Genomic DNA, 16240 nt, shown 5'->3' on the forward strand with positions numbered 1-16240 from the left:
CCTGCCTGCACGGAAGGCGGTTATGAGCGCGCGGGCACTTCGTACCCGTTCGCATAAGGTTTCTCCGCACGTGTCCTTTCGCACCTCCGCGTTTCGCCCCGCGTTTGGCGTTGCCCCGCTCGCCCTGGTCCTGCTCGCTGGCGGTTGCGCCAAGAGCGGCGACATCTCTCTGGAGGGCGGCGTCGGGATTACCGCGGTGCGTACCGCCTGCCCGGTTGTCGGCGTGCCGACCGGTACGGGAGACATCACCCTGTTCGACCCGGCGACCAGCCAGGACGCCAGCGCCATCGACGTAACGGCCGCGATCACCAATGTTCGCAGCACCTGCGACGACAGCGGTGCCGAAGTGGTCAGCACTGTCACCTTCGACGTTCGCGCTCGTCGCACTCGGACGGACGGCCCGCGTGAAGTGACCCTGCCGTACTTCATCACCGTCGTTCGCGGCGGCAGCCAGGTGGTGGCCAAGCGCGTCGGCGCCGTCGCGATCCGGTTCGAGCCGGGCCAGGCGCTTGCCAGCACGTCGGCTCAGGCGAGCGCCAATGTGAACCGCGCGGCGGCGACTCTCCCCGAATCGGTGCGCGAACAGCTCACCCGCAAGCGCAAGGCGGGCGATCAGGATGCCGCCATCGATCCGCTTTCCACGCCGGAAGTGCGGCAGGCGGTGCTTTCCGCCAGCTTCGAGGCACTGGTCGGTTTCCAGCTCACACCGGATCAGTTGCGCTACAACGCGCAGCGCTGAAGGCTTACCCAATGTAGCGGCCGTGCGTGGGCGATTGACTCGCCCCGCGCACCCCGCCACAGGCGCAAATGTCGATGCCGGGCAACCGGCGTGGGCGCGCGGGAGAGCGCGGATGGCCTTTCAGGCACGATCCGCCGCCGAAGGAGCAACCACCCCGGAATCTCTCAGGCAGCAGGGACCGCGCATACCCATCGACGCTCTGGAAAGCGGCCCCGCCGACGCGCGTGGCCCACCGAAGGTGTAAGCGCGGGCCTCCTCGCGCGAAAGCTCTCAGGTTCCGTGACAGAGGGGGTTCGGTTCGTTTCGCCACCACGGCGGGACGATCGCCCTTGAAGACGGACGATCCGCGATGAGCGATCACGACGACGAAGACGTAATCATCGAAACCATGACGCTGCCGCTCGACGGCTGGCATCGTGCGCGCGGCGGCCGGATGGTCGAGTTCGCTGGCTATTGGATGCCCGTGCAGTACGAAGGCATCATGGCCGAGCATCTGTGGACGCGCGAAAGCGCCGGCCTGTTCGATGTCAGCCACATGGGGCAGATCACCTTCCGCGGCGAGGGGCTGGTGCCCGCGCTCGAGGCGATGATGCCCGCCGACATTGCCGGCCTCGCGCTCAACCGCGCGCGTTATTCGCTGCTGCTCGACGAAAACGGCGGCATCCTCGACGATCTGATGCTCACGCGCCTCCCCGCCGACGAGGATGGCGAGCGCATCTACATGGTCGTCAACGGCGCGACCAAGTATGACGATATCGCGCACATGCTCGATCATCTGCCGGACGACATCACGCTGAACCTGATGGAGGACCATGCGCTGCTGGCGCTGCAGGGGCCCAAGGCAGTGGAGGCGCTGGTCCGGCTCGTCCCGGGCGTCGACGCTTTGGTGTTCATGCAGGCCGCGCCCTTCACTTGGCAGGGGCATGACTTGTGGATCAGCCGCTCGGGCTACACGGGCGAGGACGGCTTTGAGATCTCGATCCCGGCGGAAGCCGTCGAGGCGTTCGCCGATGCGCTGCTGGAACAGCCCGAGGTGAAGCCGATCGGCCTTGGCGCCCGCGATTCGCTGCGGCTTGAGGCTGGGCTCCCGCTCTACGGTCATGACCTCTCGCCCGAGACGACCCCGGTGATGGCGGACCTCGGCTTTGCTTTGTTCAAGCGCCGCCGCGAGGAAGGTGGCTTCCCAGGTGCCGAGCGCATCCTCGCCGAACGCGAGAGCGGCCCCATCACCAAGCGGGTCGGCCTGCTGGTCGAGGGGCGTCAGCCGGTGCGCGAGGGCGCAAGCGTTCTCGATGAAGACGGCAGCACCGTCGGCAGCGTCACGTCCGGCGGGTTCGCGCCCAGCGTCGGGGCACCGATCGCCATGGCGTACGTTCCGCTCGCGATGGCCACCCCCGGCACCCGCATCCAGCTGTCGCAGCGTGGCAAGGTCCACGCCGGCACCGTCACCGCTATGCCATTCGTCCCCCACCGCTATGTCCGAGGAGCGAAGTAAATGAGCCGTTATTTCACCGAGGATCATGAGTGGATCGACGTCGACGGTGATGTCGGCACCGTCGGCATCTCGGATTATGCGCAGGGCCAGCTCGGCGACATCGTGTTCGTCGACGTGCCGGAAGCCGGCAAGTCGCTCGCCAAGGGTGACGAGGCCGCCGTGGTCGAAAGCGTGAAGGCCGCCAGCGACGTCTATTCGCCGGTCTCGGGCTCGGTGATCGAGGGCAATGCGGCGCTCGCCGATGAGCCTGGCCTGGTGAACACCGATCCGGAAGGCGAGGGCTGGTTCTTCAAGCTCACCCTGTCGGACGCGTCACAGCTCGACGGGCTGATGGACGAAACCGCCTACAAGGCGTTCGTCGAGAAGCTGTAAGATTTAACCGGCCGCTCCCTTCGGGGGAGGGGCCGGGGTGGGGCCTGTCCGCACAAGATTGGTGCGGTGACGCCGATCCAGCAGCGCTTCCCTTCGGGGTAAGTGCGGAGACATGTGAATGCGCTACCTACCGCTTACCGACCACGATCGCCGCGAGATGCTCGCCGTCATCGGCGCGGGCTCGATCGATGACCTGTTCGTCGACGTGCCCGAATCCGCGCGCCTGTCCGGCCCGATCGCGAACCTGCCCGCGCATGCCAGCGAGCTGGCGGTCGAACGCCACATGACGAAGCTCGCGCGGCAGAATCTGTCCGCGGGCGAGGCGCCGTTTTTCCTCGGCTGCGGCGCATACCGCCACCATGTCCCCGCCAGCGTCGATCACCTGATCCAGCGCGGCGAGTTCCTGACTGCCTACACGCCCTACCAGCCCGAAATCGCGCAGGGCACGCTGCAGATGCTGTTCGAGTTCCAGACGCAGGTCGCACGCCTGCTCGGGACCGATGTGGCGAACGCCTCGATGTACGACGGGTCGACCGCCTGCTGGGAAGCGATCGGCATGGCGCGCCGCATCACCAAGCGCGCCAAGGCGATCCTCTCGGGCGGCCTCCACCCGCACTACGTCTCCGTCGCCAAGACGATGGCCAAATACACCGGCGACTCGCTGGAAACCTCGGTCCCTGCTCTGACCGCAGAGACCGACGTCGACGCGCTGATCGCCAGCATCGATGACGACACCAGCTGCGTCGTCGTCCAATATCCCGACATCCTCGGCCGCATCACCGATCTCCAGCCGCTGGCCGACGCCTGCCACGCCAAGAAGGCGCTGCTGATCGCCGTCGTCACCGAGCCGGTGGCGCTGGGCGCGATCAAGTCGCCCGGCGAGATGGACGCCGATATCGTCGTCGGCGAAGGCCAGTCGATCGGCGTCGGCCTCCAGTTCGGCGGACCGTACGTCGGCCTCTTCGGCTGCAAGGACAAATATGTCCGCCAGATGCCGGGCCGCCTGTGCGGCGAGACGGTGGACGCCGACGGCCGCCGCGGCTTCGTGCTGACGCTCTCCACCCGCGAGCAGCACATCCGCCGCGAGAAGGCGACCAGCAACATCTGCACCAACTCCGGCCTCTGCGCGCTGGCCTTCTCGATCCACATGACGCTGCTGGGTGAGGCTGGCCTTCGCCGGCTGGCCGGGATCAACCACGCCCAGGCGTGCCGCGCGGCCGACCGCCTGGCGAAGGTGCCCGGCGTGCGCGTCGTCAACGACAGCTTCTTCAACGAATTCACGCTCGATCTCGGCCAGGAGGCGCGGCCGCTGGTCCGCACGCTGGCCGATCGCGGCGTGCTCGCCGGCGTATCGCTCGGCCGGCTCTATCCCGGCGAAGGCGCGCTGGAGAATGGCTTGGTCGTGGCGGTGACCGAAACCGTGACCGACGAGGATATCGAGGCGCTGGCCACCGCGCTTCAGGAGGTGCTGGCATGACCATCAACCAGAGCGGCTGGAAGCCCACGTCGCCCCAGGCCAATGAAGGCGGCGCCCCCGCCACCTTCACCGGCAACAAGGCGCTGATGCTGGAAGAGGCGCTGATCTTCGAGATCGGCGACGATCAGACCACCGGCGTCGACTTCGCGGGAGGGGATGTCGCCGGCTCTCGGCTCGGCAACCTCACGCGCAAGGCGCCGATCGGCTTGCCGGGCCTTAGCGAGCCCGAAACGTTGCGCCACTACACCCGTCTCAGCCGGCAGAACTACGCCATCGACCTCGGCCTGTTCCCGCTCGGTTCGTGCACGATGAAGCACAATCCGCGCCTCAACGAGAAGATGGCGCGGCTCCCCGGCTTCGCCGACGTTCACCCGCTCCAGCCGGTCGATACGGTGCAGGGCGCGCTCGGCGTCATCAACGAACTGGCGGTGTGGCTGATCGAGCTGACCGGCATGCACGGCGTCGCGATGAGCCCCAAGGCCGGCGCGCATGGCGAATTGTGCGGCATCCTGTGCATCAAGGCAGCGCTGGAAAAGCGCGGCGAGGGGCATCGCAAGGTCGTGCTGGTCCCGGAAAGCGCGCACGGAACCAACCCCGCGACCGCGGCCTTTGCCGGCTTCAGCGTCGAGGATATCCCCGCAACGCCGGAGGGCCGCGTCGATACCGAGGCGCTGAAGGCGCGGCTCGGGCCGGACGTGGCGGCGGTGATGATCACCAACCCCAATACCTGCGGGCTGTTCGAGCGTGACCTGAAGGCGATCTCGGACGCGGTCCACGCGGCGGGCGCCTACGTCTATTGCGACGGCGCGAACTTCAACGCGATCGTCGGCCGCGTGCGTCCGGGCGACCTTGGCGTCGATGCGATGCACATCAACCTGCACAAGACCTTCTCCACCCCGCATGGCGGCGGCGGCCCCGGCTCCGGCCCGACCGTATTGTCGGAGGCGCTGGCGCCGTTCGGCCCGCTGCCCTTCACCGCGCGGATGAAGGACGGCCATATCGCGCTGATCGAGGAAGAGACGGCGGGCGACGATCACCCCGACACGTTCGGCCGCATGACCGCCTTCCACGGCCAGATGGGCATGTTCACCCGCGCGCTGACCTATATCCTCAGCCACGGCGCCGACGGCCTGCGTCAGGTCGCCGAGGATGCGGTGCTCAACGCGAACTACGTCCTGCGCAGCCTCGAGGACACGCTCGACGCGCCGTTCGCCTTCTCCGGCCCGTGCATGCACGAGGCGATCTTCTCCGACGAAGGCTTCCCTGAGGGCTTCTCGACGATCGACGTTGCCAAGGCGCTGATCGACGAGGGCTTCCATCCGATGACCATGTATTTCCCGCTGGTCGTCCATGGCGCGATGCTGGTCGAGCCGACGGAAACGGAGTCAAAGGCCGCGCTGGATCAGTTCATCGGCGCGCTGCGCTCGGTGGCCGAACGCGCGAAGGCCGGCGACCAGAGCCTCAAGACCGCGCCGCACTTCGCGCCGCGCAGCCGCCTCGACGAGACGCTGGCCGCGCGCAAGCCGAAGCTGGTGTGGAAACCGCCGGTCGTCACCAGCGAGGCGGCCGAGTAAATGACGGGCAGGGCGGTGCTCGCGGGCACCGCCGGCCTTGTCGGCGGCGCGGCGCTGGGGCTGCTCGCCGCGCTGCTCTTCGTTCACCTGTGGCACAATGTGCTGGGCCTGCCGCCGCTCAACGACGATCCCAAGCCCGGCATTGCGATGCTCGGCGGCGTGGTGCCGATCTCGATGGCGCTGGGTGCGCTACTTGGCACCATCGGGATGGTGCGCCGCGTGCGGCGTGGGCAGTCCTTGCGGCCGTGGCTGATCCTGTTCGGCCTCGCGCTTGCCGTCACGCTTGCCGGCCTCATCGCGATCATCTCCTGATCAGTACGCCGGCCACACGGACAACCGTCAGTCGCTGCTTCGCTTCGGCCTGAGCGACGCCGCCAGCACGATCCCCGCGCCGATCTGCGCCAACCCGTACAGCCGCCGCCGTCCAGGATGGCCGCCGAACGGGCGGACCAGCGCGTCCACCGCGTCCACCTCCGATCGCCACAGCGCAACATGGCGCTTGGGCTGCAGCAGCCCAAGCAGATCGTCGCCGATCATGAACACCGCGGCCATTTCGGCCGACCGTTTTAGGCCCAGCGCCAGATTGTCATCCATGCCGGGCTAAACGCTTGGCGTCAGGCGGCGGGTTCCTTGGGGTAGGGCGACGGGCCGCCCTCCGCGATGAAGCGGTCGACGCGCGCCTCCAGCACCGGGATCGGCACGCTGCCAAGGCTCAGCACCAGATCGTGGAAGTTGCGGATGTCGAACCGGTCGCCCAGCGCCTTCTCCGCCTTGGCGCGCGATCGCTGCACCGCCAGCTGGCCCAGATAATAGCTCAGCGCCTGGCCCGGCCAGCCAATGTAGCGATCGACCTCGGTGGTGATCTCATGCTCGCTCAGCGCGGTATTCTCGCGGAAATATTGCAGCGCCTGATCGCGCGTCCAGCCCTTGGCGTGGATGCCGGTATCGATCACCAGCCGCGCCGCGCGCCACGCCTGATACGAAAGCATCCCGAACCGCTCATAGGGCGTGCGATAGAAACCCATCTCGTCGCCCAGCCGCTCGGTGTACAACGCCCATCCTTCGCCGAACGCCGAGATATAGCTGTTGCGCCGGAACGGCTTCAGCGTCGTGTTCTCGATCGACAACGGCATCTGGAATGCGTGCCCCGGCGCGCTTTCATGCAGCGTCAGCGCCGGCAGCTGGAACAGCGGGCGTGACGGCAGGTCATAGGTGTTGACCAGATACGTCCCCGGCCCGCCGCGCCCGGCGGTGTAGAAAGGCGCGATATCGGGCGGCACCTCGATGATCGCGAACCGCTGCCGCGGCAGCCGGCCGAACCACTTGCCCGACATCGCGTCGAACCTTTTGGCGTGCCACGCCGCCTCCTTCATCAGCTCGTCGGCGGTCTTGGGGTAGAATTGCGGGTCGGTGCGCAGGAACTTCAGGAACGCCGGCAGGTCGCCGTCGAACTTCGCGTCCTTCTTCACCTGCTCCATCTCGGCGCGGATCTTGGCGATCTCTGCCAAGCCCAGCGCGTGGATCGCGTCGGGCGTCATGTCCAATGTGGTGAAGGCGCGGATCCGGCTGCGGTAATAGTCCGCGCCATTGTCGTAGCGCGTCGCCGCCAGCTCGTCGGTCATGCCCGGGAAATATTCGCCGCGCAGGAACGTCAGCAGCGTCTTGTGCGCGGGTACGATCTGCTCGGCGATGATCGCGCGCGCCTCGGCCTGCAACGCCGCGCGGCGATCCGCCGGGATCGACGCAGGCAGCTTGGCGAACGGCTCGTAATAGACCACCGTCGTCGGATCAGTCGCCGTCGCGATCGTCTCCACCGCCTTGTCGCGGCCCTTCATGATGACGGCGGGCGGGGTGAAGCCGCGCTTCAGGCCCAGCCGCATATTGTCGGTCTGCTGGCCCAGGTAGCGTGGCACGGTGCGCAGCCAGCTCAGGTAGCGGCGGTAATCCTTCTCGCCCCCGGCGAAGTTGCCGCGCGCGGAATAATGCAGGTCGCTCCAGAATGCGCTGTCGCCGTTCAGCGGCTTTTCCCACTCGCGGAACTGCTCCTCGTCGATCAGCGCGGCGATTTGCGCGCGATAGACCTGCCAGTCGATCAGCGTGTCGGGCGACAGGCGCTTGGTGTCGACCGCGTCGAGCTTCGCCAGCGTGCCCTTCCAATAGGCGAGCCGCTTCGCATGCGCCTCGGCCGACACGTCGGGCAGGCGGTCATCGACCACGCCCGGGCCGGCATCCGCCAGTCCTTCGCTTTGTCGCCACGCCCATTCCGCGCGCCAGATCGCGTCAAAGGCGGCATCCGCGGGTGTGGCGGCAGGGGCAAGGGCGACGGCGGTGGCGACGAGTGCCAGCGGGGCAAGGAAGGGCATGGCTAGGCTAGGTGTCCGATCAGCGCGCCGATCGCAAGCGCTCACTCCTGCGGAATGGCCCCGCGCGTATCCTTTTGCCGCCGCACATGCTCGCGCCACACGATGTACAGCCCCGACGCGATGATCACTGGCGCGCCCAGCCACGTGCTCGGCACCGGCAGCATCCCGAACACCAGCCATCCGAACAGCGTCGCCCACAGCAGCGCGGTATAATCCATCGGCACCACCAGGCTGACGTCACCAAGCTGCAGCGACCGCGTCATCGCGATCTGCGCCGCCCCGCCGAGCAGCCCGATGGCGAGCAGCAGCGCCCAGACGAGCGGCGGGTGCGCCTTCACCGACGCGGCATAGACGACGGACAGCGGCACCAGCGACAGGCTGGAAAACCAGAACACGGTGGTCAGCCCCGCTTCCGTCTTGCCGATGGTGCGTAGCAGGATCGAGATGCAAGCGGTGCAGAACGCCGCGCCAAGGCCGGTCAGGATGCCGAGCGGCGGGATATGCCCGTCGCCGGGCTGGGTCACGATCAGCACGCCGATGAACCCCGCCAGCACCGCGGCCCAGCGCCGCCACCCGGTCGCCTCGTGCAGCAGCAACGCGCCCAGCACCGTGGCGAAGATGGGCATCGAGAAGCCAAGCGTCGTCGCCTCCGCCAGCGGCAGTAGCAGCAGCGTCCAGAACGTCAGCGACATCGCGGTGAGGCCGATCACGCAGCGCAGCACATGCGCGCCGAACCGCTGCGTTTTGAGCGAGGCGAACCCCGGCCCCGCACCGACGATCGCCCCGACCAGCAACGCCGCGCCGAACTGCCGCCAGAACAGGATCTCCCCGAGGCCCGCACCCTGCGCTTCCGCCACCTTGATCACGACATTCATCGTCGCAAATAGCGCAACCGAGATCAGGCGCAGGCCGATGGCGCGCGAAAGAGACTCGGGAGGCGCGGGCATTGCGCTCGCGCATAGGCGACGATTGTTGCTTAGGAAAACTGTATCGCCGCTAGCATCCGCAGGATTTTGATTTCGGCGCTACGCGAGTGGTTCTGCGGACGCCGAATGGAGCGGTTGAGGGCTGCGGACCGGTCGCGATACATATTGAGTATGCCGATTGAGTATGCCGACGGGCTATCTGCCACGATGGTCACCACAATCTTGGCTGAACTCACAGCAACCTCCTGATCAAAGCCATAGGGCTATCGAAATGTGCCCCTTACGGATCAGAGTCGACGCAACGGAGAAAAGCTCCGGATTGGATCAGCTACCTGTTTGCGGCTGCCGGGGATGAACATACAAAGAACGTATGGAGAATTTAAGGGCAGTTCGGGTGTTGCTCACTGCGATAGCGCGTGCTTCCCGAGGCCTGATTTCCGCCGTGATGAAGTCACCTACGACGTACTGACACCTTCGGCGGCACGGGGTATTTTAGATCGTGTGCACTGGCGTCCGGCAATCCGCTGGGTGATCAATGCGATCAGCGTTCTTCGTCCGATCTGTACTTTCGAGGATCGCACCTCCGCAGATAGGCAACTTCACTCCCGCTCCATCATCTTGCGCGACGTGAGTTACCTTATCGACGCCCATTTCGATCTGACCGCGAGGGCCGGCCCCTCGGACGAACCGGAACGCCACCGAGGCATGTTCAGACGACAGGTTCGAAGCGGCGCATCCGTTTTCTTGGGGGGAGAGGAGCATCTAGGAGAGATACGATTACTGGAGGACGTCGCGCCGGAAGAGGCGGTGCCGATCAATGAGACGCGCGACCTAGGCTGGATGGTCCACGAGGCCGATTACCAGGATCGCAAGCGCCTTCGGTTCTTCCGTGCGCAAATGGTGGCAGGAATTGTGACCGTGCCGCCTCCAGGTGATCCGCAACTTTTTGGTTAAGCGCGGCACGTGAAGACGTCCCATCTGGCACATGACGAGAACCACCGCTATCCGCGCCTGATGATCAAGCATGCACTCCCCGTCACGCGCGAGGCGGATTTCGCCGCCTGGTACCAGGCCGTCATTTCGGAAGCCGACCTCGCCGAGGAATCGGGCGTGCGCGGCTGCATGGTCATCCGGCCATGGGGCTATGGCATCTGGGAACGCATCCAGCGCCTGCTCGACGACCGCATCAAGGCGACCGGCCACGAAAATTGCTACTTCCCGCTCTTCATCCCGCTCTCCTATTTCGAAAAGGAGGCCGAGCATGTCGAAGGCTTCGCGAAGGAGATGGCGGTCGTCACTCACCACCGCCTCGTCGCCGACGGCAAGGGCGGCCTGACTCCCGATCCCGAGGCCAAGCTGGAGGAGCCGCTCGTCGTGCGCCCGACCAGCGAGACGGTGATCGGCACTGCCTTCTCGCGCTGGGTCCAGTCGTGGCGCGACCTCCCCGTGCTCATCAACCAATGGGCCAATGTCGTCCGCTGGGAGATGCGCACCCGCATGTTCCTGCGCACCAGCGAATTCCTCTGGCAGGAGGGGCACACCGCGCACGCCACCGCCGACGAGGCGCGCGACGAGACGCTCAAGATGCTCGAGGTCTATCGCGACTTCGCCGAAAACTGCCTCGCGCTGCCGGTCGTCGCCGGCGAAAAGCCGGAGAATGAGCGTTTTCCCGGCGCCGTCGCGACCTATTCGATCGAGGCGATGATGCAGGATGGCAAGGCGCTCCAGGCCGGCACCAGCCACTTCCTCGGCACCAATTTCGCGCACGCCCAGAACATCCGCTTCCAAAATGCCAGTGGCGAGCTTGAGTTCGCCAACACCACCAGCTGGGGCGTCTCGACCCGCATGATCGGCGGCGTCATCATGGTGCATGGCGACGACGATGGCCTGCGCGTGCCGCCGCGCATCGCGCCGTGGCAGATCGTGATCGTCCCCATGCTGCGCGACAAGCCCGAGGACGCGGAACTGGTCGACTATTGCAAGGCGCTGCAGGTGGCGCTGGCGAAGCAGACCGCGCTGGGCGAGCCGGTCCGCGCGCTGCTCGACCTGAAGCCCGCCAAGGCCGCGACGAAGCGCTGGGGCTGGGTGAAGAAGGGCGCGCCGATCATCGTCGAGGTCGGCCCGCGCGACATGGCCGGCGGCAACGTCTCGGTCGTCCGCCGCGACTGCCTCTATCGCGAGGATGGCAAGCTCGACAGCGCGATCGTCACGCAGGACACGTTCGTCGAACAGGCCGGCGCCATGCTCGAGGACATTCAGGTCGCGCTCCATGCCGAGGCGTCCGAGCGGCTGAAGGCCAGCATCAGCCCGGTCGACGACTGGGCCGGGGTCGAGGCGATGTTCGCCGACAGCGCCGCGAAGCCCGGCTGGGCCGACGTCGCTTGGTCGCGTCCGACCGGCGCCGAGCTCGACAAGGTGGTCGAGCGGCTGAAGGCGCTGAAGCTCACCATCCGCAACGCGCCGATGGGGCAGACCGGCCACCCCGGCGCGCCTTGCATCTTCACCGGCGGCCCGGCGGTCGAGCGGGTGCTGATCGGACGCTCCTACTGATGGCGATCTGGACCCGCCCGATCGACCTGGCGCAGCTCAACACCCTGGGGGAGGGCGTCCTCCCCGGGCTGCTCGAGATCGAGTTCACCGGCCATGGAGACGATTGGCTGCGTGCCCGCATGCCGGTCGGCAAGAAGGTGCATCAGCCGTTCGGACGCCTCCACGGCGGCGCCTCGGTGGTGCTGGCTGAAACCGTCGCCTCGGTCGCCGGTGCGATGGCCGTGCCGGAGGGCAAGGTGACGGTTGGGCTCGACATCAACGCCAATCACGTCCGCGCCGCGCGCGACGGCTATGTCCACGCCACCGCAAAGGCGGAACAGCTCGGCCGCACCACTCAGGTCTGGACGATCCGGATCGAGGATGATGCGGGCAAGCTCATCTGCCTCTCGCGTATGACCGCCGCGGTGATCGACGCCGCGGCGGGGTAATGCGCCGTCGTGCTGCGGCTCGGAGGGCGGCCCTGAAATGTCATTCGGTTGGCTGCGTGCATCGGCGATCTACGTGCGTGATCGATTACGACCTGCGGCGTAGCTCCACGCGCAATCCGCCGTCGGCGGTGAGCGCAACTGTCTCGCGCTCAGGCAACGCAACGGTTTGGCGAAGCTCAACCGTTCTTAAGCCATCGCAGCCGCGCCCATCCCGACGCGCCCATTTGATGTTGATCACGAAGGTATCTTCGCCGTCCGTTTCCCTGGGTAATAGCGACAGGCTGAGCATCTCCGGCTCGCTACCGAATTGATTAGGCGCTGCCGGACAGTCGGCGGACGGCGGCTCGGAGCGGCTCTGAGACCAGTTGCTCTGCCGCCCCTGCTCGCTGACGCGAAGCGATCCTTGCCAAAGCACACCGGCCGGCCCGCGGATCACAATCTCGACATCTGTCGTTCGAGATGGCGTTTGCCGATCGAACGTGCTCCGTCCGGTTATAAACCGTGTCGTTGATACGGTGGGCGGCAACGCAGGTACGTTCGCCGTCTGAGCGGACAGACTATGAATAGCCAGTAATATCAACATCTTTGTCAGGCCCCCTCATGTCCGACGTTACAAAAGGAGCCTGAGGTTTGTCTGAAGAAACAAAGCTAACGACCGGGTAAACCGCCCTTTCCGCCGGCTATTCGCATCATGGTTCGATCCGGGCGTCAGTTGTTACCGCCGATCACGTCGCTGAGGCCCCCAGCGCCGATCCTTTGCCGCGGTGATCGACGCCGCCGACGGCTGAGGGCTGCCGGCACGCCGAGCAGGCAGCGCGGGCGCGGTCCTCCGGTAGCTCCGACCCGCTGCGCGCCGGCTTTACCGCCTGCCGGTGCCAAATGGCGGCATGCGCCCGGCGGTCGCGCGCTTGTCCACGAACTGGTGCTGCAAGGCGGCGCCCACATGCAGGATGATCAGCGCGTAGGTCAGCTTGATGAGCGCGCCATGGCCGAATTCGAACGCGTCATGGCTCGATAGCGGCAGGCCCGGAATGAACGGCAGCGGGATGCTGCCCAGCATCGTGGTCGCGCTGCTCGTCGCTGCTGCCCGAACCGTCGAAATTGCGGCCCATCCCGTCAGGGGCAGGCCGATCATCACCACATAGAACAGCGTATGGTTGATCCGCGCCACCGTCCGCTCCCATTGCGGCAGCTCGGCGGGCAGCGGGGGCGGTGGGTTCATGAACCGCCATGCCAGCCGCGCCACGCTCAGCAGCAGGATCAGCATGCCAAGCGTCTTGTGCCAGGTGAACCACATGCCTTGCGAGGGGCCGCGCGGCATGTCCTCGAACGTCCAGCCAACATAGATTTGGGTCAGCAGCAAGGCGGCGATGATCCAGTGAAGGGCAATGGCGACATTGTTGTATCGCTGCACACCATGCCACCGGGCCATCGCATTCTCCCGCGCGTGATGCCGTCCGCTTACTTGCGCGATGGCGGCCGCAACGATGTCAGTCACAGCACCGCCAGCCCGGCAAGCGCCTCTGCCGCTCGTCAGAAACTGTGGTGAACGGCCTCCAGGTTGCATCCGTCGGGATCGAGCACGAACGCACCGTAATAGCCGGGGTGGTACTGCGGGCGCAGGCCGGGCGCGCCATTGTCCTGTCCGCCCGCCGCCAGCGCCGCCGCGTGGAATGCATCGACGCTGGCCCGGTCGGGCGCCGCAACCGCGATATGGATATTGCCGCTGATCGCGCGTCCCCTGGCGATCCACAGGAACGGCTTGGGTCCGACGCCATAGCCCACCTGGTCGGGCAGCTCATCGGTGCCACCCTGCACCATCACGCGGGTGATGCCGAGCGGCGCCAGCGCCTGGTCATAGAAGGCGAGGGAGCGTCGGATGTCGCCCACCGCGATGCTCACATGATCCAGCATGGTTACCTCCCTGAATAGCGGACGACGGCTCGGCCGCCGCCCGAGCTTTGACGTTAGCGGTTCCCCCCGATCAGGTCGCCGAGGCCCCCCAGCGCCGATCCTTCGCCGCGATTTCCGCCGCCGCCTTGCGCCGCCGACAGCATCCGGCCGGCAAGCCGCGCAAACGGCAGCGACTGGACCCACACCTTCCCCGGCCCGGTCAGCCGGGCATAGAACATGCCCTCGCCGCCGAAGATCATGCTCTTGACGCCGCGCACCATCTCCAGATCGAACTCGACCGATGGGGTGAAGGCGGCAAGACAGCCCGTGTCGACGTGCAACTGCTCGCCGGCGCGAAGCTCGCGCTCCACCAGCGTGCCGCCCATCTGCACGAACACCCAGCCATCGCCCTCCAGCTTCTGCATGATAAAGCCTTCGCCGCCGAACAGCCCGGTCATCATCCGCCGCTGGAACGCGACGCCGATCGACACGCCCTTCGCCGCGGCAAGGAAGCTGTCCTTCTGGCAGATCAGCGTGCCGCCCAGGTCGGCGAGCCGGATCGGCAGGATCGTGCCCGGCGTCGGGCTGGCGAAGGCAACCCGCGCCTTGCCCGATCCGCGATGCGTGAAGACGGTGGTGAACAGGCTCTCGCCGGTGACGAGGCGCTTGCCCGCGCCCAGCAGCTTGCCCATGAACCCGCCGTCGCTGCCGCCCGATCCATCACCGAACACGGTGGTCATCTCGATCGACGCATCCTTCCACACAAAGGCGCCGGCTTCGGCCACGGCGCTTTCGCCCGGGTCCAGCTCGATCTCGACGAACTGCAGTTCCTGTCCCTTGATCTCGAAATCGATGTCGTCCGACAGCCCGGTACGGGCGTGATGGGACCAGGGACCGGCCATGTGACATGCTCCATTCGTCTGTGTTGATCACTTAACACACGGGGGATAGCGCGACGAGGCATCGGCGGGAAAGGGCCGATCGTCGCGCGCCCCGCTCGCCCTGGCGTCACGGCGATCCCATCTTGGGGGATCGAAACCCTTTCTAGGTTCGCGATCGCGGCGCGAGGCGATAGCCTCACCGCAACCAAGCCAAGGGAGAGTGTTCGTGAGCAAGGCCCAATACCGTCCGGAAACGCTGGCGCTGCATGCCGGTTGGCGCGCGGATCCCGCCACCGGGTCGGTGGCACCGCCGATCTTCCAGACCACCTCCTACCAGTTCCGCGATGCTGATCATGCCGCCGGGCTGTTTGCGTTGCAGGAACTCGGCAACATCTACACCCGCATCGGCAACCCGACGACCGACATCCTCGAACAGCGCATCGCCGCGCTTGAGGGCGGCGCGGCGGCGGTCGCGGTTGCCTCGGGCCAGGCGGCCTCGGCCTATGCGGTGCAGAACCTCGCCCGCGCCGGCGACAATATCGTCAGCGCGACCGACCTTTACGGCGGCACCTACAATCTCTTCGCCAACACGCTGCGCGACATGGGGATTGAGACGCGCTTCGTGGACCCGAGCGACGCTGGCGCCTTTGCCAGGGCGTCCGATGACCGCACCCGCGCCTGGTATGTCGAGACGTTGCCCAATCCGAAGCTGGTCGTCTCGCCGCTCGCGGAAATCGCCGCCGCGGGCCGCGACCTCGGCATCCCGTTGATCGTCGACAATACCGCCGCGCCGCTGCTTGCCCGCCCGCTCGATCATGGCGCAGCGATCGTCGTCTATTCGACCACCAAATATATCGGCGGCCACGGCACCTCGATCGGCGGCATGATCGTTGACGGCGGCAATTTCGACTGGTCGGCGCACCCTCAGCGTCAGCCGCTGCTCAACACGCCTGACCCCAGCTATCACGGCGCTGTCTGGGCGGAGGCGGCCAAGCCGCTCGGCCCGATCGCTTATGCGCTGCGCGCCCGCACGGTTCTGTTGCGCGATCTCGGCGCCGCGCTCTCGCCGTTCAACGCCTTCCAGATCCTGCAGGGGCTGGAAACGCTGCCGCTGCGCATGCCGCGCCATTGCGACAATGCGCTGAAGGTGGTCGATTTCCTGAAGGGCCGCGCCGACGTCACCCGCATCATCCACCCCTCGGTGCAGGAGGGCGAGCAGCGCGCCCGCGCGGATCGTTACCTCACCGGCGGCCTCGGCGGCCTGATCGGGATCGAGCTTGCCAGTGGTCGCGACGGCGGCCGCCGCTTCATCGATGCGCTTCAGCTCTTCTACCATGTCGCCAATATCGGCGACGCGCGCAGCCTCGCGATCCATCCCGCCTCGACCACCCATTCGCAATTGTCGGAGGAGGAACAGTTCGCGACCGGAGTCTCGGCCGGCTACGTCCGCCTTTCGATCGGGCTCGAGCATATCGACGACATCCTCGCCGATCTGGCGCAGGCGCTGGACGCGGCGAAGGGCTGATCCCCCGGGGTTATGGC

General features: G+C 66.6%; 17 protein-coding genes and 2 riboswitches. Of the genes, 10 read left to right on the forward strand and 7 right to left on the reverse strand.

The genetic code is table 11. The annotated features are described in order from the left end of the window. The first annotated feature begins 70 nt into the window (after nucleotides 1-70). From LQ954_RS05730 to LQ954_RS05755, 6 genes are all read left to right on the forward strand, one after another. Entirely contained in the window at nucleotides 71-739 is a 669-nt protein-coding gene (locus LQ954_RS05730; RefSeq protein ID WP_227770431.1) for a hypothetical protein, read from the forward strand. Nucleotides 740-828: 89 nt separating this feature from the next. Continuing rightward, nucleotides 829-930, forward strand: a riboswitch (glycine riboswitch). Next, nucleotides 931-1035: riboswitch (glycine riboswitch) on the forward strand. A gap of 53 nt (nucleotides 1036-1088) precedes the next feature. Further along, entirely contained in the window at nucleotides 1089-2234 is a 1146-nt protein-coding gene (gene gcvT / locus LQ954_RS05735; protein ID WP_231022308.1) for a glycine cleavage system aminomethyltransferase GcvT, read from the forward strand. Next, nucleotides 2235-2606, forward strand: a complete 372-nt coding sequence (gene gcvH / locus LQ954_RS05740) for a glycine cleavage system protein GcvH (protein ID WP_231022309.1) — start codon at nucleotides 2235-2237, stop codon at nucleotides 2604-2606. 118 nt (nucleotides 2607-2724) lie between these two features. Continuing rightward, on the forward strand, nucleotides 2725-4083 hold the full coding sequence (gene gcvPA / locus LQ954_RS05745) for an aminomethyl-transferring glycine dehydrogenase subunit GcvPA (protein ID WP_231022310.1): 1359 nt from the start codon (nucleotides 2725-2727) through the stop codon (nucleotides 4081-4083). Further along, a complete protein-coding gene (gcvPB, locus tag LQ954_RS05750) occupies nucleotides 4080-5657 on the forward strand; it encodes an aminomethyl-transferring glycine dehydrogenase subunit GcvPB (RefSeq protein WP_231022311.1) in 1578 nt (525 codons plus the stop codon). Before gcvPA ends, gcvPB begins: the two co-directional genes overlap by 4 nt. Further along, on the forward strand, nucleotides 5658-5969 hold the full coding sequence (locus LQ954_RS05755) for a hypothetical protein (protein ID WP_231022312.1): 312 nt from the start codon (nucleotides 5658-5660) through the stop codon (nucleotides 5967-5969). It begins immediately after the preceding gene. Nucleotides 5970-5996: 27 nt separating this feature from the next. Here LQ954_RS05755 and LQ954_RS05760 read toward each other — a convergent pair whose 3' ends face one another. Genes LQ954_RS05760 through LQ954_RS05770 form a run of 3 tightly spaced genes read right to left on the reverse strand, consistent with a single transcriptional unit; the run spans nucleotide 5997 to nucleotide 8967 of the window. After that, on the reverse strand, nucleotides 5997-6251 hold the full coding sequence (locus tag LQ954_RS05760) for a hypothetical protein (protein WP_231022313.1): 255 nt from the start codon (nucleotides 6249-6251) through the stop codon (nucleotides 5997-5999). 20 nt (nucleotides 6252-6271) lie between these two features. Next, nucleotides 6272-8020, reverse strand: a complete 1749-nt coding sequence (locus LQ954_RS05765; protein WP_231022314.1) for a DUF885 domain-containing protein — start codon at nucleotides 8018-8020, stop codon at nucleotides 6272-6274. Nucleotides 8021-8061: 41 nt separating this feature from the next. Beyond that, nucleotides 8062-8967, reverse strand: coding sequence for a DMT family transporter (locus LQ954_RS05770; RefSeq protein WP_231022315.1), 906 nt, complete (start codon nucleotides 8965-8967; stop codon nucleotides 8062-8064). 330 nt (nucleotides 8968-9297) lie between these two features. Here LQ954_RS05770 and cas5c point away from each other — a divergent pair, with 330 nt between their 5' ends. Genes cas5c through LQ954_RS05785 form a run of 3 tightly spaced genes read left to right on the forward strand, consistent with a single transcriptional unit; the run spans nucleotide 9298 to nucleotide 11924 of the window. Then, nucleotides 9298-9900, forward strand: coding sequence for a type I-C CRISPR-associated protein Cas5c (gene cas5c, locus LQ954_RS05775; RefSeq protein ID WP_231022316.1), 603 nt, complete (start codon nucleotides 9298-9300; stop codon nucleotides 9898-9900). Between the two features lie 60 nt (nucleotides 9901-9960). Next, nucleotides 9961-11496 (forward strand): proline--tRNA ligase, encoded by a 1536-nt coding sequence (gene proS, locus LQ954_RS05780; RefSeq protein WP_231022317.1) that lies wholly within the window; start codon nucleotides 9961-9963, stop codon nucleotides 11494-11496. After that, nucleotides 11496-11924: a hotdog fold thioesterase gene (locus LQ954_RS05785; protein ID WP_227770422.1), complete on the forward strand. Its 429-nt coding sequence runs from the start codon at nucleotides 11496-11498 to the stop codon at nucleotides 11922-11924. Before proS ends, LQ954_RS05785 begins: the two co-directional genes overlap by 1 nt. Before the next feature lie 85 nt (nucleotides 11925-12009). Here LQ954_RS05785 and LQ954_RS05790 read toward each other — a convergent pair whose 3' ends face one another. From LQ954_RS05790 to LQ954_RS05805, 4 genes are all read right to left on the reverse strand, one after another. Further along, a complete protein-coding gene (locus LQ954_RS05790) occupies nucleotides 12010-12213 on the reverse strand; it encodes a hypothetical protein (protein ID WP_227770421.1) in 204 nt (67 codons plus the stop codon). Between the two features lie 570 nt (nucleotides 12214-12783). Beyond that, nucleotides 12784-13422, reverse strand: coding sequence for a cytochrome b (locus LQ954_RS05795; RefSeq protein ID WP_231022318.1), 639 nt, complete (start codon nucleotides 13420-13422; stop codon nucleotides 12784-12786). A gap of 35 nt (nucleotides 13423-13457) precedes the next feature. Next, the gene (locus tag LQ954_RS05800; protein ID WP_227770419.1) at nucleotides 13458-13838 is read right to left on the reverse strand and encodes a VOC family protein; all 381 of its coding nucleotides are present in this window, start codon (nucleotides 13836-13838) and stop codon (nucleotides 13458-13460) included. 53 nt (nucleotides 13839-13891) lie between these two features. Beyond that, nucleotides 13892-14719 carry a TIGR00266 family protein gene (locus tag LQ954_RS05805; protein ID WP_231022319.1) on the reverse strand — a complete coding sequence of 276 codons (828 nt, stop codon included), beginning with the start codon at nucleotides 14717-14719 and terminating at the stop codon, nucleotides 13892-13894. Nucleotides 14720-14924: 205 nt separating this feature from the next. Here LQ954_RS05805 and LQ954_RS05810 point away from each other — a divergent pair, with 205 nt between their 5' ends. Beyond that, nucleotides 14925-16223 carry an O-acetylhomoserine aminocarboxypropyltransferase/cysteine synthase family protein gene (locus LQ954_RS05810; RefSeq protein ID WP_231022320.1) on the forward strand — a complete coding sequence of 433 codons (1299 nt, stop codon included), beginning with the start codon at nucleotides 14925-14927 and terminating at the stop codon, nucleotides 16221-16223. The last annotated feature ends 17 nt before the right edge of the window (nucleotides 16224-16240 follow it).

Source organism: Sphingomonas sp. IC-11 (genome assembly GCF_021043365.1).
Taxonomy (GTDB): Bacteria; Pseudomonadota; Alphaproteobacteria; order Sphingomonadales; family Sphingomonadaceae; genus Sphingomonas.